Origin of the sequence: Rhodopirellula sp. UBA1907 (assembly GCF_002337565.1) — a bacterium.
In the GTDB taxonomy this organism is placed as follows: Bacteria; Planctomycetota; Planctomycetia; order Pirellulales; family Pirellulaceae; genus Rhodopirellula; species Rhodopirellula europaea.
This window is the reverse complement of record NZ_DDGH01000092.1, coordinates 40,960-63,483: the sequence shown is the minus strand read 5'-3', so window position 1 is coordinate 63,483 and position 22,524 is coordinate 40,960. Positions and strand designations below refer to the sequence as shown.

14 protein-coding genes are annotated in these 22,524 nt (G+C 55.4%); 4 read left to right on the top strand and 10 right to left on the bottom strand.

Annotated features, from left to right (window positions below):
• Positions 1 to 1,337: tRNA-uridine aminocarboxypropyltransferase (locus tag B2R17_RS21160; protein WP_349677000.1), on the top strand; the 1,337-nt coding region annotated here is incomplete at its 5' end.
• Between the two features lie 155 nt (positions 1,338 to 1,492).
• On the opposite strand, the gene B2R17_RS21155 is transcribed toward B2R17_RS21160, so the two are convergent.
• From B2R17_RS21155 to B2R17_RS21135, 5 genes are all read right to left on the bottom strand, one after another.
• Entirely contained in the window at positions 1,493 to 3,079 is a 1,587-nt protein-coding gene (locus B2R17_RS21155; RefSeq protein WP_286765546.1) for a DUF7133 domain-containing protein, read from the bottom strand.
• A complete protein-coding gene (locus B2R17_RS21150) occupies positions 3,073 to 5,607 on the bottom strand; it encodes a c-type cytochrome (protein WP_414707387.1) in 2,535 nt (844 codons plus the stop codon). The genes B2R17_RS21155 and B2R17_RS21150 overlap by 7 nt, the downstream gene beginning before the upstream one ends.
• A complete protein-coding gene (locus B2R17_RS21145) occupies positions 5,604 to 7,067 on the bottom strand; it encodes a sulfatase family protein (protein WP_286765544.1) in 1,464 nt (487 codons plus the stop codon). The genes B2R17_RS21150 and B2R17_RS21145 overlap by 4 nt, the downstream gene beginning before the upstream one ends.
• Positions 7,068 to 7,243: 176 nt before the next feature.
• Entirely contained in the window at positions 7,244 to 7,654 is a 411-nt protein-coding gene (locus tag B2R17_RS21140; RefSeq protein WP_286765543.1) for a PaaI family thioesterase, read from the bottom strand.
• 82 nt (positions 7,655 to 7,736) lie between these two features.
• A complete protein-coding gene (locus B2R17_RS21135) occupies positions 7,737 to 9,575 on the bottom strand; it encodes an SLC13 family permease (RefSeq protein WP_286765542.1) in 1,839 nt (612 codons plus the stop codon).
• A gap of 259 nt (positions 9,576 to 9,834) precedes the next feature.
• On the opposite strand from B2R17_RS21135, the gene B2R17_RS21130 reads away from it, so the two are divergent.
• From B2R17_RS21130 to B2R17_RS21120, 3 genes are all read left to right on the top strand, one after another.
• A complete protein-coding gene (locus B2R17_RS21130) occupies positions 9,835 to 10,092 on the top strand; it encodes a DUF3311 domain-containing protein (protein WP_286765541.1) in 258 nt (85 codons plus the stop codon).
• Positions 10,089 to 11,723: a sodium:solute symporter family protein gene (locus B2R17_RS21125; protein WP_286765540.1), complete on the top strand. Its 1,635-nt coding sequence runs from the start codon at positions 10,089 to 10,091 to the stop codon at positions 11,721 to 11,723. Before B2R17_RS21130 ends, B2R17_RS21125 begins: the two co-directional genes overlap by 4 nt.
• Before the next feature lie 259 nt (positions 11,724 to 11,982).
• Complete coding sequence (locus tag B2R17_RS21120) at positions 11,983 to 12,972, top strand: DUF4886 domain-containing protein (RefSeq protein ID WP_286765539.1); 990 nt, start codon at positions 11,983 to 11,985, stop codon at positions 12,970 to 12,972.
• A 458-nt stretch (positions 12,973 to 13,430) separates the two neighbouring features.
• Here B2R17_RS21120 and B2R17_RS21115 read toward each other — a convergent pair whose 3' ends face one another.
• The 5 genes from B2R17_RS21115 to B2R17_RS21095 all read right to left on the bottom strand — a co-directional run bounded on the left by B2R17_RS21115 (position 13,431) and on the right by B2R17_RS21095 (position 22,284).
• Positions 13,431 to 16,826, bottom strand: coding sequence for a DUF6797 domain-containing protein (locus tag B2R17_RS21115; RefSeq protein ID WP_339887872.1), 3,396 nt, complete (start codon positions 16,824 to 16,826; stop codon positions 13,431 to 13,433).
• Positions 16,827 to 16,848: 22 nt separating this feature from the next.
• Positions 16,849 to 17,664 (bottom strand): TlpA family protein disulfide reductase, encoded by an 816-nt coding sequence (locus B2R17_RS21110; RefSeq protein ID WP_286765537.1) that lies wholly within the window; start codon positions 17,662 to 17,664, stop codon positions 16,849 to 16,851.
• A gap of 56 nt (positions 17,665 to 17,720) precedes the next feature.
• Positions 17,721 to 20,210, bottom strand: a complete 2,490-nt coding sequence (gene hrpB / locus B2R17_RS21105) for an ATP-dependent helicase HrpB (RefSeq protein ID WP_286765536.1) — start codon at positions 20,208 to 20,210, stop codon at positions 17,721 to 17,723.
• On the bottom strand, positions 20,207 to 21,556 hold the full coding sequence (locus B2R17_RS21100) for an acetylxylan esterase (RefSeq protein WP_286765535.1): 1,350 nt from the start codon (positions 21,554 to 21,556) through the stop codon (positions 20,207 to 20,209). The genes hrpB and B2R17_RS21100 overlap by 4 nt, the downstream gene beginning before the upstream one ends.
• A 62-nt stretch (positions 21,557 to 21,618) precedes the next feature.
• A complete protein-coding gene (locus tag B2R17_RS21095) occupies positions 21,619 to 22,284 on the bottom strand; it encodes a family 16 glycoside hydrolase (RefSeq protein ID WP_286765596.1) in 666 nt (221 codons plus the stop codon).
• Positions 22,285 to 22,524 lie beyond the last annotated feature (240 nt).

Genomic DNA, 22,524 nt, shown 5'->3' with positions numbered 1-22,524 from the left:
GCACGCGGGGTTTGTTTTTGATTGCTCGGTCGTTGCGACAAAACAAATTCACCTGCCGATGTTTGACGTCACTGACACCTGATACCCGACCATCTCAATTTCTTTTAGAGTTGGCGTTGTTCAATCCATCGCACACTCGAATCAGCCGTTTCCCGATCGACATTTCATCACCTCTGCCGAACAAAACTGCAGGCGAATCAGACAAACCGACACGCTGTCACGTTTGTTTTCGTCCTCGATCGCTTTGCTTCTGCGAGCTGATCCCAAAGGTGGCCAATCAAACCGACGTGTTGATCATGCAGCATCGACGCGAGCGCTCGCACCCGTTCAACACCGCTCGAATCGTCAGCCAGTCATTGGAAAAGTGCCGAGTCATGGTTGCTTACAACCACGAATTGGCCGAGCGATTTGCGACCACGCCACTCAGCGACAGCGTCGGGCTGCTCTATCCCGGCGACAACGCGAAACTACTATCGGACTTGGCTCCGGAGGAACGACCAAAGCAACTGGTGGTGATCGATGGAACGTGGCATCACGCCAAGACTCTTTTTCGCGACATCCCACGTCTGCAGACGCTCCCTCGGTACCGACTCGCACCATCTCAACCCGGTCGATACCGCATCCGTCGCGAACCAAACGAGCACGCCCTGTCCACGCTCGAAGCCACCGTCGCGGCATTGTCTGCAATCGAACCCACCACACCTGGATTCGATCGTTTGGTGGATGTGTTCGATCGAATGATCGCGGACCAAATCGGGCACAGCAAATCCAATTGGCGGCTCAATGAAACGCGACGCCGAGGTTCCGCCAATGTGCCACGAGTGTTGACCGAAAACGTTGACAACATCGTGGTCGCCTACGGAGAACAGGAAGGAGGGAACATCGATGACGAGTCAGCAAGCAACTCCAACCTGCCAGCACCACTTTTCTGGAACGCGGTTCGAATGAAATCGGGCGAGTTCTTCCGCTGTGCTCTCCAGTCTGACTCGTTGAACGATGAACCGTTTATGAACCGCCTAAGACTGACGCCAGATGAGCTGCATCCATTGGCGTCGGTCGGTGAGTTTCGCGAACGTTGGCGATCGTTCATCCGCCCCAACGATCGTGTCGCTGTGTTCCATCGCAGCACAGCCAAACTACTCGAGGACATCCAGGCGGACTTTGTTCCAAGTATCGTGCTCAAGTCCATCAGTTTGAAACCGCAAACAAAAGAAGACGATCCGCGTACGCCAGCGATCCTTGCCAATCAGACAAGCGACTCTCGACCACTACGACGTTTGGCTTGGGCCGTTCGATTTGTCGAAGAATTGGTGGCCAGCAAAAGCAAGTTGCAGTGAAGCCTCAATCGATCGTTCCCACCACGACCTTCTGCCGTAGCAGGACGGTGACACCATCCTGCCACTCACCAATTCGTCGTCTACAAACGCCTCATCGCCCGCGACGCCCCGCTCTAGCAATCAACCGCGAATCGCATAGAACAACACCATCTCGTTCAATTCCGCGGAATACGATTCAACGTGTAATATGCCTTTCGATGAAGCAACCCGTTGCCACTTGAATCCATCACTCCATGAGCATCCAGTTCGTGAACAAACAGTTCTCGCAAACCATCCACCTTCAGGCGAACACGCAACCGATCTTCTGAAACAACCGCTTCGAGAATTTCCAAATCGCGTTTCTTCACCTCGTCACTTCCGTAGCTGGATTGATAAACATACGTGTGGCTGGACATACCATACGAACGGACATCGGAAGCTGAATCAAGATCCACCGGGCGAGTGAATACCAGTTCGAAGCCATCAGGGTTCGCACGCATCTCCTTGATTTCAAACGGCGTTTTTCCGGTCCAGATCAAACGTTGCAAGCCGTAAGGAGATGTGCCCAGACTGCTCCAACCGCGATTGGTCAGCCCAACGTAAACGCTCCCATCTTCCGCTTGTGCCATTCGAAGCACTGCCGATGCAAAGCCACGCCGGAATGGAAAGCAAGCACCTTGATATTCGCCGTCGACCTTTTCGAGGAACACCCGGTTGATCGATGCTTGCGTGAACTCTCCGACGAACAATTGACCGGCAAACGGACCGAAACCACCGTCGCTGCTATCAAGAAGGATATCGGTCGCGGATTGCCCGGCTTTCTTGTAGGGAAACCAGACCGCGGGCGGTCGCATTTGCGGGAATCGCTTGAGGGCCTCGGGATAAGCGATCCCGTTGGGCACTTCCGACACATCGTGAATGGTCGAACCATCCAACTCCATCGAAGCCAGTGATTCAGCATGATGGAAGAAGGCCCCCGGTCGCATGTGATTCAGCGAATTGGTTGCGACCCAGTTGCCTTGCTGGTCGGTATAGAACATGTCGCCATCCGCGTTGGCTCCCAACCCAGAAGGCGACCGCATTCCGGCGCACACCGGTTGCAAGTCCCCGTCCGGTGTCAACTTCATCGCCCAACCTCGCCACGCAGCCTGGCGATAGCCAAATGGAGCGTCGGGAACAATCTGTTTCAGCTGTTCGCCTTTCAGTCCCATCCCAATGTTCAACGTCATCCAAAGGTTGCCAGCTGAATCCAACTTGGGACCGTAAGCGTACTCGTGGTAGTGCCCCGACACGCCCCAACCCGACGCGAGCGTCTCGTACTCATCCGCGACGTCATCGCCGGTGGTATCACGCAACCGCGTCATCTCAGTTCTTTGGACGGTGATCAATGAGTCTTCGAGATGCAACAACCCCAGAGGCTCATGCAGTGCGTTGGCAAATCGGTGATAGGAAACCCGGTTGGAATCGTCTTCTTCACCGGTGACTTCATCCACACCATCCAACAACCAGACTTCGCCTTTGCGAATCGAAACCGCCAATCGCGACGGACTCAGCACCGCGATGCCGCTGACCTCCAGAGCGATTCCATCATCAGAAGGTTTCCAGTTCGGATCGCGAGACTCCGTTTGTGATTCTGGAGTCGCGATCGAGACGATTCGGTAGTAGTCGCTTTCCTCGTCTGCTCGGACCGCATCGGTAAACAAGACGCTCGACAGCAAACAAATTGTTGGACACAACCTTCGAAGCATTTTGCAAATCACCATTGGTAGACAACCTCCAAAGTCCGGTCTTCGCTGAGTGAAACCCAGATCTCTTCGGTGTCGCCAGGTTGCTCGGTACGTTTTCCGACCTCGTCTTCATCCGACACTGTCACGCTCAAACCAGACGCTCCCATGAAGCGATTGGATTCGTCGCTTCTGATATGAGTATCCACCATCAATCGAAACTTCAACTCTCCGTCCATCGGCTCACCATCTCTGGCGACGCCAATTGTCCGATGAAGTTTGCCGTCGCGTGTTGCTTCGATTCGATCTTCAACGATGGTGCCACCAATGCGATAGCGAAAAGTAGGAATGCGTTTCGAATCCAGTCGGTAGCCGATGAAAATGGGGGAAGAAGGCTCCTGAGATCGATCACTGGGTTGGAACCTGAACTCGGCTCCCGGGGATACTGCAACCGCATCCAATCCAAGTGGATCAATGGGCGGTGTGAAACGCTCAAACCATGTGCTGCGCGCGTCGACAAAGTCTTCTTTCCACGCCAACGCGAGTCGAGGCGTTTTGGCATCGATCGCGAAGTGCACTCCTTCGGGAAACCCAACCGCAATCGCGTGCGTGCCCACGCCGTTCATGAACGTTCTCAAGATCAACGGATGATGTTCAGGTTTCAATTCGTAACTCGCCGCCAACGCTTCCGCGATCTTCGGTGGCACTCCCAAACGGTCGGACTGTTTCAAGTACGACCACAGTGCCGCGACTTGTTGATCAGCATTGCCGTCCAAAACATGTGGCGACTGGCTAACTCCATCCGGAAAGAACGAAGGCATCCGAGTCCCACGTTTCAATGCACCTGGATCCAAAACGAATTCGCGAAACCAGTGCGGACGGATGCGATTGGGCACGCCGCCAAGATCAATTCCCACCACTCCAGGTAAAGCTTGTCCGTCGAAAGCGTGACATTGGATGCAGCCGATTTGGGTCAACTGTTTTCCGTCTTCCGCCAGCGATTTGTGTTCACCAAACACATCTGAATCCGTCTGCGAGGTGGCCTCATCCGCCAACTCGAAGTTCTTGACCAAGGCCTCAACAGTCGTTTTTGGAAACTTCGGCATACGAATGGTCATGTGGGGTCGCAACCGAGTCGACGGGTGCCCCGCCAAAACCTTTTGCAACCAATCCTTTGTCAACTTCGCACCGACACCGCTGAGACCCGGAGGCAAACGACCTTCATCCCCCAGATCCGCCAACGAATTGGCTTCGAAGTGCGGCTTTCGATATCGACCAACTCCCCCCATCTGATCGCGTTCGTGACAGGCGTAGCAGTTCAGCATGAGTAAACTTTGCTGGACCAACTCGTTCGTCTGGGCGTACGATTCCCCTTCTGCCAATTCTCCACTTTGGATCGAACGGACAAGCACTTCGGTTTGAAAGTCGTCCAAATCGAAGTCGACGGCCAAATGGTTTTTGTCTTTCAAACATGAATTGGCGGAGTCGACATTGAGTTGTTGCCACTCGGTAGCAAACGACTTTCGGAGCTTGATTCCCGCATCATGACAATTTGCACATCGCAATGAGCCGAACAGCTGCTTCCCCCGCTTAATCAACTGCTCCGATGATGTCACATCTCTGGTTGGATCGTCGATGCGTTTGGGCGACGCCCCATTCTGTTGCATCAAGTATTCCGCGATATCGGCGGCTTCGTTTGGCGTCAGCTTCAAGCTCGGCATTCGCCCCGACGGACGGATGTGTTCTGGATCGTGAAGGAAGTGCGTCAACGATTGCCTTGTGTATTTGTTTGCCAGCTCAGGATGCGGAACGGAGCCCACCTTGCGTGCGGCGCTCGCCAGCCCCATGTCCTCCAGCTCTTCCGGATCCAGCTCATCGAGAAGACGATCAATCGCTGATGATTGCGAAGATGCAACCTCCCCTTCTTCGCCGGGTTCATGACACGCGACACAGCCAACCTGGTGATAGAGATCTCCACCCCGGTCTGGATCACCCTTGTTCCAAAACTCATCCTCGAGAGGATTCGCTCCGCCCGCTTTCAACTCCGGATAGGGCTGCTGACACAACGCCAGAAACGCGACAATCGCGTCAATCGCAGCCGTCTTCTCGGACTCGTCAAGATCGCTGAGCAGATCCGGCATCGTCGTGCCGGGCTTCGTCTCATGGGGAGAACGCAAGAACTCTTTGATCCAACTCGCACGCAATCGCGTTCCCGCTGCAGTCAAATTTGGTCCAAGTTTGGGCTTCAGGTCACTGCGTTGCGAGCGATGACAAGCGACACAGCTCAGTTCGGTGACCAACAATCTCGCCGTCGCGACTGAATCAATTTCGTCATGGCGACCAAATCGCTCCACGCCTGAAATGAACGGAGACCGCTCTCCACCTGAACGTTCCTTTGCCAAGGCCATCGGAACCGTCGCCAGAAAGAAAGCCCATCCGGCGATGCAGATAAGAAGCAGGTCGTTCAGCAATCTGCAACGTCGACTGGATGATGGAGAAGGCATGGCGTGATTTGCTGGCTGAATCATCGGAAGCAACGAACCTGCGAACGAGACACGAGGTCTCATTCAACACCCAACTCGGTCGCCCACCACTGAAGGTACTCACTGTCGGACACGGAAGGCTCGAGGCCTCGTCGCTCCATCGTGCGTTCGTACCACTTGCGTTTTTCAACCATCAGTTCTTCCATGTTGACCGTTTGACTCTCATCAACGCCGCCTTGGTCACCGGTCTCGTTCATCCAATCATTCAAAGTCGTTCGAAGTTCCACCAATTTCGATTGGTAAGCTTCGTCCTTCGCGAGGTTGTGCATTTCATGCGGGTCGTTAGAAAGATCGTAAAGCTCTTCCTCCGGTCGATTCTCCGCCATGAATGGCGAGTCCCACTGTCCTTCGGCGTGCAACACCTTCATCAAGGTTTCCACTGGGTAGGAAAGCTTTTTGTAGCTGCTCAGTTGCAAGTACGGCTTCTCTGGATGGAAGTTGCGGATGTATTTGAACCGCTCGTTTCGCACGCTTCGGATGCGATCGGGTGCGTCCCCGCAGCGATCCCGCGCAGCGAAAATGAGTTCATGGCCGGACCATTCGTCTTCCAACAGAGACTTTCCTGGCAGTTCCGGTGGATCAATCCCGGCGGCCTGCAACGTCGTTGGAACAACATCCAACAAAGTCGCCAAACCAGCTTCAACACTCGCCTTTGATAGCTTGGCTGGCCAGCGAACAATCAACGGCGTGTGCAACCCGCCTTCGTACAACCATTGCTTGCCTCGGACATGCGGCCGGCCATGATCACCAAAGAAGATCACCAATGTGTTCTCGCTGATTCCTTCCGCTTCCAGCCGGTCGAGTATCCCGCCGACTTTTTGATCCATCACTTCGATCGTGGCCAGATAATTCGACCAATCGGCACGGGTGATTGGATGCTCCGGGTAATGAGGAGGGATCGGCGCGTCGGTGCGTTGGCGATCGCTCTTCACAAAAGGACGATGCGGTTCATGGATGTGAACTTGTGCAAAGAATGGTTGCCCAGGTTCGCGTTCGGACCAGTCGTAGGCGTCGAAATGCGTTCGCTTGTCGTACAGGTAGTTCACGCCGTACTTGTTCGCCTTCTTGTTGCCGACTTCGCCGTTGCCGTGGGAGATAAAATAGCCCGCCTCTCGCAACCAATCGATCGCCGTTGGAACCTGCAACTCCTTCTTGTCGCGGGTGAGATGGTGATAGCAGCCGATCGAAGTCTGGTAGCGTCCGGTTTGGAATGCCGAACGCGACGAAGAGCACACCGGCGAAGTACTGAACGCGTTTGCAAAGAGGCGCCCGCGCTCGGCTAAACGATCAACATTGGGTGTCGCCACGTCCGGATAGCCATAGCACGCCAATTCAGGTCCCAAATCATCTGCGATGATCCAGACAATGTTGGGCCGGTCATCACTGGCCTTTGGTTCGCTGGCTTTTTCATCCGCGGTCGCTTGGCCGATCGAACAAACAAGAACGCAAAACAGAATAGAGAACGAGACTGGTAGCTTTCGCATCGGCAATCGCTGAGGTGGGAACTGGGGGCGACTGACGTCAGGAATGAACCGCGATGCCCACGCCATAGCGTGTGCAAGCGATCCCGACGGCATTGAGAGGAAGGGCCACCAGTCTAACACAAGGATCGCCTCGTGTTGTCAGAAGTCGCCCTTGTTGTCGCCGCTTGTTCGTCCGATCAGCCGCCCGCCAACACCGTGCAAGTCGATGTTGCGGTCGCGACCAACTTCCCGCGTTTGTCGGTGATTTGACATTCGACGAAACCGATCCGTAACCCACGCTGGATCACCACCGCCTTCGCTGACAAACGTCCTTCGCGAATGGGACGAATGAAATTGACCTTCATTTCAATGGTCGAGAAATCTTCACTGGAAAGCAGCGTTCGCCCAAAAGCAATCCCCATCGCTGCGTCCGCCAACGCAGACACCAAACCACCGTGCACACGTCCCATCGGATTGTGATGCTGTGGACCACAATTGATGTTCACGATTGCCTGACCCGCGTCCGGTTCCCCGTCTGCAATATCGCTCGGTTGAACTTCAAATCCGACCAGACGTGAAATGGGGGCTTCTGAAAAACGCTCACTCATCGAAGAAAGACACCGGAAACACGATCAGTTGGATTGGAAGAACTCGGCGGAGAGCCAAGCGGGACTGTGGGTAGTGACCAGGTCATTGATACCGCCAAGTCAACATTCCGATCGAAACGACTCCCACAATGATGCTGAGCGGCAGACCAAATTGGATGTAGTCTCGCAATCGGTACCCACCGACCCCGTAAACCATTGTGTTGGTTTGGTATCCAAACGGAGTCAGGAAACTCGCCGAGGCCGCGATCATCACCGCGATCACCATTGGCATCGGATCCGTGCCAACCTTGGATGCGGCTGTCCAAGCGATCGGTAGCATCAACATGGCGGCAGCGTTGTTTGTAATCAACTCGGTGCAAATCACGGTCGCGACGTAAATCGCAATCAATGTCCCGAGAGCACTGCCTTGCCCGATATTCAACAAGCCGTTTGCAATCAATCCGGCTGCTCCGCTTTGTTCCATCGCACGTCCGATTCCAATTGCCGAACCGATCACGATCAATACTGACCAATCGATGCTGCGACGAGCCTCAGATGTAGTGCAGCAACGAGTCAAAACCATCGCGACCGCCGCCAACATGGCCGCACTCAGAATCGATAGCCAATTCAAAGCCGCGGCGATCACCATCACCAGCATGATCCCGAGCGCCAACGGAGCGTGTTCGTGCCGTCGGATTTCGCCTCGATCGACGCTGCTGATCAAGTAGAAATCGCTCCCGGCACGTTGGCGGTGCATGAACGACTTGGACGCTTCCAGCAACAACACATCACCGGGTTCGATCCGAACGTCCCCCAATTTACCCTCCAAACGCCGGCCACCTCGCGCCACCGCAACAACGGCTGCGTTGAAGTTTGATCGAAAACGACCTTCTCGAATGGTTTTCCCAATCAAGCTGCATCGCGGACTGACAACCGCTTCGACCAACGTTCGTCGCCAAGCCGGAATTTCCAACTTGCGAGCCTGGTCACCCGGCGTGATCAGACCACGGATCTTCCGAAGGTCGACAACGCTATCGACATCACCGACCAGAATCAAAATGTCATCGCCGAAGAGACGCTGATCCGGTTTGGCCGGTTCAATACGCCCGTCCGCTCGCTGAATTTCGGCAACATACAATCCTGGAAGTGCCCGCAGCCCGGCCTCCTGCAGAGTCTTGCCCACCAGCGGTCCGGTCAATTCGACCTGCATCTCGACGGTGTATTTCTGTGGATCATCACCAACGCTGACGGCGGGCTTGCGTTCGGGCAACATCCACTTGGACGCGCCGATGATGTAGATCAATCCCAAAATGGTGGCTGGGATGCCGGCAATCGCTGGAGTGAAGAAGTTCAGCTCGGCCACCTCAACGTCGGCGCCCGCGGCTTTCGCTTCATTGACGTATTGGACAAACTCGTCGCGAACCAACAGGTTGGTGCTGGTTCCCATCAACGTGCACATCCCGCCCAGGATCGCAGCGTAGGAAAGCGGCAGCAACAATCGACTGGGGCTGATTGTCAAACGCTTTCCCAAGTCACCGACGACTGGCAACATCGCAGCGACAACTGGGGTGTTGTTCAGAAACCCGCTCAACAACGCCACCGGCAACAGCATCCGAATTTGGGTGTCGCGAAGATTCTTTGCTTTGGAAAGCAACCAACCCGTGGCCAACTCTGTTCCGCCGGTCAATTCCAATCCCGCGACGACCGCGAACAGCAACGCAATGGTGATCAAACCTTTGTTGCCAAACCCCGCGACCGCCTGCGTCGGATCGGGCAGCAATGGAGTCCTGGTTAAATCTTGAACAACGACCAACACTGTCAAAGCGGTCAGCGCCAACAAATCGGTCGCAGCCGCCCGAGTCGCCAACCCCAGCAACAAGGCGATGGTGACGCCAATGGTCAGCCAAATAGGCCAGATCTGCGGGTCGAGGATGTTTAGCATGCGTCAGGAAACGATTCGATGGTGCCGACGTTGATTCGCTGCGGCGGGATGGGGGCGGACGATCATCCGGACGACGCCGAACCGATCGCACTTACAGTAATTCAAACCATGGATATCGTCGCCCCCGCGATGGCATTAGACTACTGATCCGGCGATCGTTTTGGTGCCAAAGTGGACGGCTTGCGCGTTCGAAAGGTCATTTCGCATCAGAAACCGCCGTTCCCACCTTCCTTCCACGTCTCGCCCAGAACTCTCCATCATGCCCAACTCGACTGATTCGTCCGCTCCGCCTGACCGGAAAGGTCTTTCAAGCGGAGCTCTCCTCATCGCCGGCTTGGTCATCGTGCTCTTGATTCTTCACCAAGACAATTGGTTGTGGCACAACGACACGCTGCTGTTCGGATTCATGCCCATCGGATTGGCGTGGCACGCCGGCATCTCGATCGCCGCATCCTTCACCTGGTTCTTGGCGACGCGAGTCACTTGGCCTCTCGATGAAGAGGAGCCGCAACGATGATGATTGCCGAAATGCAAAACGGGGTTCCTCAGTTCATCATTATCTTGGTGTACCTGAGCTTGTTGCTCGCCTTGGGACTGTTCAGCAGTCGTTTGTTCAAAGGAACCAAGGAAGACTATCAAGTTGCCAGCCATTCGATTGGTCCGTTCCTGCTGCTGATGAGCATGTTTGGGACGACGATGACGGCGTTTGCTCTGGTCGGCAGCAGCGGCGAAGCTTTCCGAGAAGGCATCGGCGTCTACGGGATGCTGGCCAGCAGCAGCGGTATCATCCACTCGCTGTGCTTCTTCTTGATCGGTGTCAAAGTCTGGCGTTTCGCTCGCGCTCACAACTACACCACCCAAATCGAATTCTTTCGCGACCGACTCAACAACAACTTGGTCGGCTGGTTGCTCTTTCCGATCCTGGTTGGAATGATCATCCCGTACCTGTTGGTCGGTGTGATCAGTGCCGGCGGCGTTGTCCAAGCCCTGACCGCGGGCCTGGCCCCCGACATGTTCCCCGTTCCACTGGAAGGCGGCCCCGGCGGAGTCGATCCGGCCGTTCATGGCGGCATTCCCGCGTGGCTCGGATCGTTGACCATTTGCACGGTCGTGCTGGTCTACGTGTTCTTTGGCGGTATGCGAGGCACGACCTGGGCCAATACATTCCAAACGTTGGTCTTCATGGTCTTGGGTGTGGTGACGTTCTTCGTCATTGCGAACAAACTTGGCAAACAAGACGGCTTCTTCGAGAACCTTCGCGTGCTCGGTGAATCCATACCGGAAGAAGGCAAAACGCGGGTGGAGATGAGCAAGACGAAGTTCTTCACCTACCTGATGATTCCGCTTTCCGTCGGCATGTTCCCGCACCTTTTCCAACACTGGATGACGGCAAAGAAAGCCAGCACGTTCAAGCTGTCCGTCGTTTGCCACCCGCTGTTCATCATGATTGTCTGGGTGCCATGCGTATTGGTGGGAGTCTGGGCGACCGGCGAATTGATGCCGGCGAAGCCACCGCTTCCACGTTTGCCTGGTGGCGACATTGTCGATGCCAACAAGGTTCTGCCTTTCCTGGTAAAAACACAAACCGCCCCCATCCTGGGTGGATTCCTGGCCGCCGGGATTTTGGCCGCGATCATGTCCAGCTTGGACAGTCAGTTCCTATGCATCGGAACGATGTTCAACAACGACGTGGTCAACCACACGTTTGGTGCAGACCGTTTCACCGACAAACAGCAAGTCCTCTTCACGCGTTTGTTCATCGTCGCGATTGTTGCGATCACGTACCTGCTCAGTCTCGGCAACGTTCGCAGTGTGTTTGCGTTGGGAGTCTGGTGCTTCAGCGGATTCAGCTCGTTGTTCCCACTGGTTGTCGCTGCGTTGTACTGGCGCGGCCTCACCGCGTCCGGAGCGATCGCCGGTATTCTGGCTGCCATCACCAGTTGGTCGTATTTGTTCTACCAAGGCACCTTGGACCCGCAGGGGCTGAGCAAGTACGTCTTGCGTCTGCCAATCGGTGGCGAGAGCTACGAAGTGATGCCAGTCGTCGCGATGGTGTTCAGCACCCTGATCGCGATGGTTGTGGTTTCCCTGGTGACACCAAAACCACCGCAGGAAACTCTGGCGAAATTCTTCCCAGACCAGGCCTGAAACGCAGCCTGAAATTCGATTGACGAGAAGGGAGCCCCTGGGCTCCCTTCTTTTTTGGACCAACCGTCGCGCCGTCCACCTCCCTCGAAACAACGCTCCTTGGGAAGTTCTCGCGACGCCGGCTTGGCGAATTCGAGCGAGAAGGCACGAACACGATATCCACGGCCTTGTCCCCCCTCCAACAATTGGCCGCCTCTTTTCAAGTACGATAGCTGCCCCACCCCTCCTTCCCACCATATTCCAAAGGATTGAACCGACCATGTTGCGATCGCTTTCCTTCGTTTGCACGTTGACCATCCTGTCGCTGGTGCTTGTCACGCCCTCGTACGCGGACTCGCCCCAGCAGCCACCCAACGACGCTGCGAGACACATTCGCATTCTGACAATCGGTAACAGCTTCACTCACAACGCGACTCGCTATTTGGGCGAGATTGTTGAGGCGGCTGGTCACAAGCTGACTCACAAGATGCTTTCCATCGGTGGTTCGCCCCTAGAGTTGCATGCAAAGAAGGCATTGGCATACGAAACAGACCCCGCCGATGAACTCGCCCGGTACAAGAACGGCGACATCCTCCAAGAAGCACTGCAAAGCGAACAATGGGACTTCGTCACCATTCAGCAGCTCAGCATCAAAAGCCACTCCACCGAAACCTACCGTCCGTACGCTCAGCAGTTGGCAAACATCATTCGTCGCGATGCGCCGCAAGCCAAGTTGCTGGTGCATCAGACTTGGGCGTATCGAAGCGACGATCCCCGATTCAGCCGAACCAAACCTGCGATCGGAGAACCTGCCACCCAGCAAGCCATGTATGAAGGGCTCAGCCAAGCCTACCGAACCATTGTCGACGAGCTGTCAGCCAATCGCATTCCCGTCGGCGACGCGTTCTGGGCGGCGGACAACCATCCCAAGTTCGGCTACCGCGCGCCGGCTAACTTTGATGCGAACACACTCAAGTACCCTGAGCTACCCGACCAAACTCACTCGCTGCACGTGGGATACCGTTGGCGAACAAGCGATGGCAACCAACAACTGAAGATGGACGGGCACCATGCCAACTCCGCAGGCGAGTACTTGGGCGCGTGCGTGTGGTTCGAATGTCTGTACGGCGAGAGCCCGATCGGCAACGAATTCGTGCCCGATAAACTCGCCACCGAATACGCCACCCACCTACAAACGATCGCTCACCAAGCAGCCCAACAAAGCGGAGACGTCATCCAAGGCATCGCAAATTCACCCAACACCCCGTGAGTTACCTCACACTGTGAATGTGGGATAGGCTTCCAGCCTGTCATTGAATCCACAACAGCTGGAAGCCTATCTCACAGAATGCGAACGCATCTTCTTCCCAAACGATAAGATATTGCAGGCGATGACAGCGTTCTTGAAAAGTTGAACCAAGCAAATCTCAATGCGTCGAATGGTCTTTGTGTCCGTGCTGCTTGCTATGACTGCAATCGCGATTCTATTCAGGGACGATCTTTACGCTGCGTTTGTGTTCATTCGTTTTTTCCTAGCCCCACCGTCTCCCGTTGCTCAGTAGCGGACTAATCATAGCACTTCCAACTCGCTAGCAGGTTAGGCGGTTGATTGCGTACCGCTCTCACGAATGGCCGCGTTTCCGACACTCGAATGAACGGTGGGATAGGCTTCCAGCCTGTCATTGAATCCACAACAGCTGGAAGCCTATCTCACAGCAAACACTCGCGTCATCGCGGATCGCTTGAGGGCACGACGTGGATCGTCCAATACACCTCTTCTTCAAACGCTTCTCCGTCATCAGCTTGAATGCGCAATTGCAGTTGCAACTGATCGACCGGCCCTAGAGTTGGCAGGTTCAATCGCAATCGCGACGAGCCTGGTTCACCCGGAACGGCGTTGACTTGCACCGATTGGGGAACCAAAGTTTCGGTGCCAATCTTTGGGTCGTCTGATTCGGCAGTGCCGGGGATGTATTGATCCGATCCGTAGGCCTTGCTCCACAAGTAGTCCCACTGGACGATTGAAACGGCGTCTCCTTCGAGGACCGATTCAGTGTTCACAGGGAAATTGAGATCCAATTCCAAACCGCCGGCAACCACACGGGCGTCGGTAATCATTTTGGGAGGCGTGCCGGTGTAGCGAAGTCGCTGCACGCCTCCATCATCGAGCCCAAACCGCCCACCGCCGTTCCAGCCTTGCAAACCAGTCGCGTAGACCTGGCCGTCGTGCGGGTTGACTCGACCACGCATGATTCCCGTTGAGAAATCAAAGGGCAGCTTCACGATGGCGGCCTGCGAAGTTTCACCGACTTCCTGGATCATCATCATCGACATCCATCCTTTGCCGAAACTGGTGTGCAGAAGATGATTCGACAGCGGCCCAAACCGGTCATCCTCGACCCAAATCTGGCCACCGGATGAGTTGTCAAAAGCTTGCGGCATCCACACCAAAGGTTGCTCAAAGGTGTCGGGAGCAACTACCTTTCTGATATCGATCTTGCCTCCATCCGGCTCCCATTTGTCCGGAATCGAATAGGTCGGAACCCAGCCATGAAAAGTGCCCGGTTTGGCGATGGAAACCTTTGACGCGGGAGTCCATTGCCCTTGATTGTCACTCACGGTGATGCGTCCGCCCGGCAAAGTGCCAAGTCCATTCGGCGTTCGGAATCCGGTGCAAACCACCTCGCGTTCTTTGCCGTCTTTGGAAACCCGCCAAACGGCACCGGGCAACGCAAAGTCGGCACCATGCCCACTCTTGGCGTAGTAGAAGTTCCCTTCCGAGTCGGTTTGCAAATCGAAGTTGAAAGCGTGAAAGTTCGTGGATACATCCGTGTCCGCGTTGAAACTCTCGTAAAAATCTGCTTCGCCGTTCCCGTCACGATCATGCAAACGCACCAGCCGATCTTTGCAGGTTACAAACACGTCGCCATCGACAACCTTCACCCCAAAGGGTTCGTAGAGACCCGCCGCGTAACGTTTCCAACGAAGTTCGTCGAGTGTTTCATCGATTCCCGAAACAATCCAAACGTCACCGCCGTGAGTCGCGATCGCCATCCGCCCATCGTCAAAGAAATCGAGCGCCGTGGTGCGAAACCAAGTGTTCCACAGAGTTGAATCGGGGCGCGTCAGCGTGTCGAGAGCGTAGCCGTCTTGTTCCAATCCCAAGGTGCCGGCCGTCGTGATCTCTCCGGGCCAGCGTTGGGGAGCCAGCTTCGAGGACGGGCGTTCAATCAACGATGAGAGATCTGCGACTGGTTCCTTCAACACGTTCTTAGACAAAGCCGTAAACGCGGCGAGCTCTTGATCCGCGTCACCGACCCCCACCGTGACTCGCAGACTTCGAGCCGATCGATCCGCCGGAATGGTCAACTTCAGACGTTGCTCGGATGCGAGTTCCCAGGACACATCGTGGCTCTTGCCGGCGACACTTGCCGCCGTGAACGAATGATTTTGCGCGTCAGAACTTTGAAGTGACGCCAGTCCGGTCTCTTGGTCCACTTTCCAATCATTCGCCTCGGCCGGTCCTTTTCCGACCGACAAAACAAGTGCATCCCCCGGGCCGATCCACAGCTCATGCGAGAGCGTCCGCGAATCAATCGCCACTGCACGCTCCAATACTTCCCGACCGTCGATCTGGTAGCTCAACACGACCTCATCATCGAGCGCGTAATACCCGTGGTAGTCCATCCACTTCGGTGGTAACGGACCGCGTAGCAAGCATCCTTCGCGAGAATAGTCCAGCTCGCCATCATGTCCCCAATGCCACGCTGCCAAACCAGCAACCGTCATCCCATCCGGATTGGCGGTGCCTTCCCCGCGAGGACGTTGGTGTTGAGTTTCGCTAAGGTCTAAGAATCCACCAGCCCAAACGTCCGCCAAATCCATCGCGTGCAAGTCGTAGGAAACCGTCAGTTCGCCCAGCGGCAACGTCAGCACACTGGGGTAGTCACGTCGCAATTGCGAGCCCAACGCCAACCCAAAATCGCGTTGTTGAATCTCGAAACGCTTGCCATCTTCTGTCCCCTTGGGAAGCGAATTCAGATACGCATCGCTAACCGGCTCATAGCCCGGATTCTGATCCTTCATCAACGTTTCGCGAATGTAATGCACCACTTGGTATCGTTGGTGCGGAGTCAGATACGTCATCGGCCCCATCAGTCCATTGCCCTTGGTCAGGGTCATAAACATCTTGTAGGGATCAGCACCAAACTTCAGTTCCTGCGAACTGAATGCCCGAGCGGTAGGCAGTGCGGGCTGCTTGCCGTCCATGCCGTGGCAATTGGCACAATCGCCTCGAAACAAACTCTCACCTTCACTGACATCGCGTGACCGCAGCGACCGGATAATGCCGGCGTGGTCCAGATTGATCGAGTCATCTCTGACGAGCAACTGCTCCGGCGACGGTCGCAACGCTTCCTCGGCTGACATGCCACCTCGAACCACGCTCATCAGGTACCGCAACAGATCCAAAAATTCGCGTTGCGTCTTGATCGAATTCATCAACCCCGCTGGCATCATGGACTGCTCGTCCTTCTTCATCACCTCAATCTCGTCACGCGACAAAGTGAAATTCTTTTCCGGCGTTTGACCAAACCGCATCGTGATCGCAGCGTCGTCCTGCTTGACCAGCATGCCTTTGAAGACTTCGCCATCCACGGTCAACACCGAATAGGTTTCATATCCTTCGCGAATGTGTTTGGAAGGTCGCAGCAAAGCGTCGACGAGGTATTCGTCCGTCAAATCTTTGCCAAGCTGAGCGATTGGCGGTCCGAGAGGCGATGCGTTGGAATCGTCCCCATGGCAACTCACACAATTCGCGGCCGATTTGTAGAAAACCAAGGCTCCACGTCGAGCATCGCCACGCAGTCGTGATTGCTCGGCCAAGTACAGCGGATCAGCGTCACGCAATTGCGTTTCCAGCGGAATCGCTTGTCGCAGCGTTGTCGTCGGAGGTGCGGCAGATGACGTGACGCCGCTGCACAGACCAAGAAAGAAGCTTACGCAAGCATTCAAGCAAACACGTTGGCGATCGACGACGACAAAATGATTCATGACAAAGTCCAACGGCGTTTCACCGCTAAAGCACGAGTGAATGCAAGTCGCCTTGCACAAGAACGACTGCACCGAAGGATAGTCGAAGACGCGTTCAGTTCAGCAGTTTCTCAACCAGCGGAACGATGTCAGCTTCATAAGTGAAGCCCGCCGTTTCTCCGACGTCCGAGAACAGTTTCACCACCTTCCCGTCTTCGTTGAACACGATTACCGCAGGGATGGATCCAATTCCAATCGCCTCAAACACCTCGTCGCTGGGTGTTTGCACGATGTAGTTCGTGAATTCCGCTTCGACGCTGGAAAGAAATTGAGTGACCTTTGGTTCGTACGACTCCGGTGGCCGAGTCTTCCGACCATCAAAGTCCACGTTAGCTCCAATCGCGACCACTTTGTCGCCGAATCGGTTCTGCATCGCCACCAAATTCGGAAACTCTTTCAAACAGGGACCACAGGCCAACGACCAAACATCCACCACCGTCACTTTGCCTGTCTTGCCCGCTTTCTCGCGAACCTTTTCCCACTTGGCGTATTCAATGGAAACGTCTTTCGCAGCGGCAACCAAAACGGTTGACGTATCACTGCCTGCCGCTTCGCCGTCTGCCGCACTGATGTCCAAATCGTCCGGCAAACTCATGCCGCCCTCGGCGGGACTGGATCGCTTGACGGGTGCGTCGGGCAGATCGCCTTCGGGCAGAGTGATTCCGCCAGGCGTGTTCAAATTAGGTTGCCGAGAATCGACCGCCGCGGGTTCCACCGCAGGCTCGGTCACGTTGGATTCGGTCGAAACCTCAGGCGTCTCCGGCGTTGGCGACGAAGACGAACCGCACCCGCCGACGACGAAGGCAATCGGTAAAACGGCGCAGCGGGCAAAACTTGAAAACGAGAATCGATCCATCGTTGAACTCGGCATGGGGAAACGAACGAACAACCAAACACTACGTTAACAAAATGTCTGAACCTTGGCACTCAGCGACGCTTCATTCCGTTGAAACTAGCCTCCGCCGACAAGGGATCCTCTGGCCAATCATGTTTCGGGTACCGGCGCCGAAGCTCTTTGCGGATTTCGCCGTAAGTCGTGGCCCAAAAGCTAGCTAAGTCATTCGTAATCTGCTGCGGACGCCCGTTCGGCCCCAGCAAATGCAACTGCAATGGCTGCCGACCTCGCAAAATCCGCGGCGTATCAGGCCACCCAAAACAAAGCTGTATCTTCACCTCGATCCATGGTGGCTTGCCTTCGTCATAGTGCACTGCTGCTCTGCGTCCTCCCGGTAACTGCACCTCTTCAGGAGCCTCCTGCTGCACAATTTGCCATGCCGAATAGCCGATCATTCCAAGAACGTGATCCGTCCAAGGTGCGGACCTCAACTCCTGCAGGCTTGATCGACCAACGCACAACTGTCGAAGCAGTTCCAAATGCATCTCTTCAGTTACCGTGGGGACTTGATCGTCGATTTCCCCGACCATTCCGATCCGGTGCAAAAGCTTTTGAAACTTCACGCCACCAAGTGGAAGTCGCATCTTCGCATTGTCGAACAAAATCGATGCGGTTTGATCATCGCCGGGAACCTTGTCTGGAGTCTCGCGAAGCACCAAGTCGCCGTAGGTCACTTGCCGCCGGCAACGAACCGCACCGCGTTCCTGATCCCACGACTGTGTTCGCACTGTATGAATCTGTTCAGGGTCAAGCCATTCCTCCCGAATCGGCACCGCCGCCCTCACTTGCGATTCGGTACCACCGCCGTCCACGTCAAAGCAGAGCAACAACTCGTCGCTGGCCCCTTCGCCAAGTACTCGTGTCAGCCCCGACACGCCACGACCACCAACCATCCGGCCACGGTCTGGCGAGTCCGAACGACGCAAGACCACTCGGTCTGGATAAGCGGATAACAAAGCACGGGCGACAGACACATCACGATCTATCTCCCCACCGTCAGCTTGTTCCGGTTCGCCTTTTGGTAGAGAACGACGAATGGTCTCGGCAACCGAACGAATCAACTTGATCGAAGATGCAGAAACCGATCGTGGCACCCGATTGTTTTCAATCGCATCAACCTTGTCCGCCAGCGTCATCGACGTCATGTCTTCCAACGGATCTCGCTCGCTCATCAAAGCCGCTAAAATCGCGACGGAGGACCTTGGCAATGAGCTGACCGCTTCCGTGGTCATCCTCGCGATCCGCGGATGCAGCGGCATTTCCGCCATGGCTTGGCCTCGGCGGGTGATTCGACCGGTTTCGTCGATCGCCCCCAGCATTCGCAGCAACGATTGAGCGGACTCCACCGCGTGTTCAGAAGGAGCGGTCAGCCATCGCATCGCAAAAAGATCCGTTTCACCGTGGCTGGCCAGCATCAACACCATTTCGCTCAAGTCCGATCGCAGGATCTCCGGGACGTCGTATTCGTCGCGGGAACGCTGTGCCGCTTGGCTCCACAAACGGTAAGCCTGCCCAGGTGCCGTCCGTCCGGCACGCCCCGATCGTTGGTCGGCGGACGCCAGCGAAATGGATGTCGTTTCAAGTCGCGTCAGTCCACGACGTGAATCGAATCGGGGAACCTTTGCCATTCCTGAATCCACCACCGCGGTCACACCATCGACCGTCACCGAGGTCTCCGCGATGTTGGTCGACAAAACGATTTTGCGAAATTTCGATGGCCGGATGGCTTCGTCTTGCTGCTTTGGCGAAAGCGATCCGTGCAGCACAACAACGCGAGCATCCCCAGCTAGGTCGGCTCGTTCCAACTCCGACTGAACTCGGTGGATTTCACCCACACCGGGCAAGAACACCAGCACATGACCGTTGCTGCTTTCCAACGCCTCACGGATTGGTTTGACGATGCGTCTTTCGATCCGTTCGCCCGGTCGATCTTCTCCGTGATGAACCGAAACGGGAAACGCCCGTCCTTCACAGCGAAGCGGCACTGCGTTTTGCGGATTGGACCGATTCAAAAACGCCACGATGGGCTCCGTTTCCATCGTCGCCGACATGACGACCAACCCCAAGTTGTCTCTCAATTCAGAACGCAAGCGATGTGTCATCGCGAGAGCCAAATCAAGTTCCAAAGTTCGTTCGTGGAATTCATCCAGAACGACGCAGGCCACGTTTTCGAGCAACGGATCCGATTGCATCCGCCGCAAGAACATCCCGGTCGTCATGAACAACACACGAGTCAACTTGGATTCGCGGCGATCCATTCGAACGTGGTAGCCGATCGTTTCACCCACCGACTCGTTTCGCGACTTCGCAATCCAGACCGCCACCGAACGTGCCGCCAAACGCCGAGGCTGGATCACCCAGATCTGACCCGCGACGTCGTTGTCCAGCAATGTTTGCAAGACAGCAGGCGGCACCCCAGTCGTCTTGCCCGCACCCGGTGGAGCCTTCAGCACCACCGCGGTTCCGTTACCGATCGCCGTTCGCAGCGGCGAAAGAACATCTTCGATTGGAAGTCGATTCATCGAGACTCGGTTTGCAGCGTCCGATCTGCGAGGTCCAAATAACACTCCCAATCGTAGTCAGCCAGATCGTGTTTGCCTTCCCGAAGATGATACTGCATCGGGCCCGCATTGATGACCGATTGCTTCTGCGGCATCGACGCTTCTTCGACAACGTTGACATCGCCCGAAGACATCCCCAGCAGTTCATAGACAGGTGCCGCGGCTTGCCATGCCAAGAACTCGCCCTTGGGGTCGGCCCATAGATCTTGCGTCGCACTTCCAACCGCGATCGCTCGCGGAGCCGACAACGCAATCAATTGATGCTGGTCGATCGGAAGTGCGGATTCGTTCTCGTTGTATTGCAAGTAGGCGTCATTGAACCAGTGCGGAAACGAAGTGTTGATACGTGCAACGGTTTCGCCAATCGCACGCCGGCAAAGTGCTGCGCCACCGCACCCTGAATCATTGCTGATCACCATCGCGAATCGAGGATCAGTCGCTCCGGCCCACAACGAAGTCTTGCCCAATCGCGAATGGCCAAGCACGCCAACTTTCGTCGCATCAACGTTTAGTGCGTCGGTTTGCTCGATCGCATCCAAAATACATGACAATCCATACGCCCAACCGGCAATGCTTCCGGGGCGATGGTCTTCTGGCAATGCCGCGATGAATTCTGGCATCACGCCATGGACGCCATTCTCGAATCCATCATCAAAGTCCGGGTCAATGTCACCGTAGTAGACCGTAATCATCGCATACCCTCGGTCAGTGATCATTTTCGATGGCCATCGAGTCGACGCGACACCACGACCGGCTTCAATCGCCTTGTTGCCGTCGGTCGATCCATTCCGCCGATCGCGAACCCAACTGGACGGAATTCGCGTCTTCGGGTCTTTGTCGATGGTGTGGTTGCCTTGAAAGTTCAGCCCCAAAATTGCTGGTGCCGGAGAGTCCGATTGTGGCACGTCAGCCAACACCTGGACCACCAACGGCGATCGATCGCTCGATGCGTCCAAAGGCAAAATGGAAACGTCCAATTCGTGACGCGTCACGCCCGGTCGATAATCGCGGTCACTACGAACCACCTTCACCTTGATGTTGCGTTGCTCAGGCATGATGCCGAACACATGCTCCTCAAACAGCCGCAATGTCTCCGCCCGTCGGTCATTCCACTGTTCCGCCGTTTCGACCGGGTCACCGTCCTGCGTTTGCAACGCGGCGGGCAGTTCGTAGGCAGGAATCTTCGCTTCGTCGTAATTCGCTACAAACTTCTTGGTTGTTTGAGCCATTGCGGAGGTCGTGATTGACACAAGTGCCACGACAACGATCCCCGTCACCAATTGTCCGCAGTTGTTTGGAATATTCATTTTCGTCTTTTAAATAATGTTTTGGAAAGTTGAAAGCGTCTTGATCACGTAGCGATGCAATTTTAATCCAGCGAATAGATTTGCAGGTCATCCACCACGACGTTTCGTTTGATTGCGAGCCGCAACAAACGCTTGGTCGGGTGAGCCATCCCTTTCGAGGAGAACGACGCGACCTCTTCACCATCGATCGAAACCGTGATCGTGTCGCCCACCACTTCCGCGGCAGCGTGATACCACTTTCCCGTTTCCAGCTTGTGCGGCACTCGCTTTGTCTTCGTCTTCAGCTTTTCTTTCACTTCATCGGAAACCGTCCCAGCCTTGCGTGCTTCGCGTGTTTTCAGGTCCATCACGCCAGTTTTCAAATCCGCAATCTCGACCGCCTTCACGCCCACATTGACTCGAAACAGATGCCCGGCCCAAACCTTCTTGTACTTCAGATCGGCGAAGTTCAGACCCAACGAGTCCTTCGGATGTTCCAACATGAACTTCAACTCGACGCGGCCATCGCGAAATTCCATCGGATGGGTCACTGAGACGCCATGGTCCGCGGTTTCGTGAATGAAGATGCGCATGGCACCATCCTTCAAATCCACCTGCTTATGCCCATTCGCTCGAGACTTGCTGTTGGTGTTCCAACCGTTGCCAACTTCGTCCCGTTCTTCCTGTGATTCGTTGCGTTCAAAACGGTCTTCAAAGATCAGTTTGCCAGTCTTGGACTCCTCGGCCACGGCGGGACCGCCGCTGACAATGGCTGCGAGAGAGAGCAAGCCAAAAGTCTTTCGCGAAGATTCACGAAGACGATCCAGGGACGGACACAAACGTTTTGGCGCAAAGCAAGAGAAAAAGAACATTGAATGCTCGTGGATACGGGGCGGGGATGGAGGTGGGCATGCCTTCGCGAATGGTACTAGCAGCCTGTTGATTTAGTCGTATACCGAGTGACAACAATTAGCCGATGGGCGTTAGCC

Bases quoted from the DNA above. Each gene is read 5' to 3' on its own strand.
- B2R17_RS21155 (WP_286765546.1), bottom strand. From the start codon at position 3,079: ATGGTGATTTGCAAAATGCTTCGAAGGTTGTGTCCAACAATTTGTTTG.
- B2R17_RS21150 (WP_414707387.1), bottom strand. From the start codon at position 5,607: ATGAGACCTCGTGTCTCGTTCGCAGGTTCGTTGCTTCCGATGATTCAG.
- B2R17_RS21145 (WP_286765544.1), bottom strand. From the start codon at position 7,067: ATGCGAAAGCTACCAGTCTCGTTCTCTATTCTGTTTTGCGTTCTTGTT.
- B2R17_RS21140 (WP_286765543.1), bottom strand. From the start codon at position 7,654: ATGAGTGAGCGTTTTTCAGAAGCCCCCATTTCACGTCTGGTCGGATTT.
- B2R17_RS21135 (WP_286765542.1), bottom strand. From the start codon at position 9,575: ATGCTAAACATCCTCGACCCGCAGATCTGGCCTATTTGGCTGACCATT.
- B2R17_RS21130 (WP_286765541.1), top strand. From the start codon at position 9,835: ATGCCCAACTCGACTGATTCGTCCGCTCCGCCTGACCGGAAAGGTCTT.
- B2R17_RS21125 (WP_286765540.1), top strand. From the start codon at position 10,089: ATGATGATTGCCGAAATGCAAAACGGGGTTCCTCAGTTCATCATTATC.
- B2R17_RS21120 (WP_286765539.1), top strand. From the start codon at position 11,983: ATGTTGCGATCGCTTTCCTTCGTTTGCACGTTGACCATCCTGTCGCTG.
- B2R17_RS21110 (WP_286765537.1), bottom strand. From the start codon at position 17,664: ATGCCGAGTTCAACGATGGATCGATTCTCGTTTTCAAGTTTTGCCCGC.
- hrpB (WP_286765536.1), bottom strand. From the start codon at position 20,210: ATGAATCGACTTCCAATCGAAGATGTTCTTTCGCCGCTGCGAACGGCG.
- B2R17_RS21100 (WP_286765535.1), bottom strand. From the start codon at position 21,556: ATGAATATTCCAAACAACTGCGGACAATTGGTGACGGGGATCGTTGTC.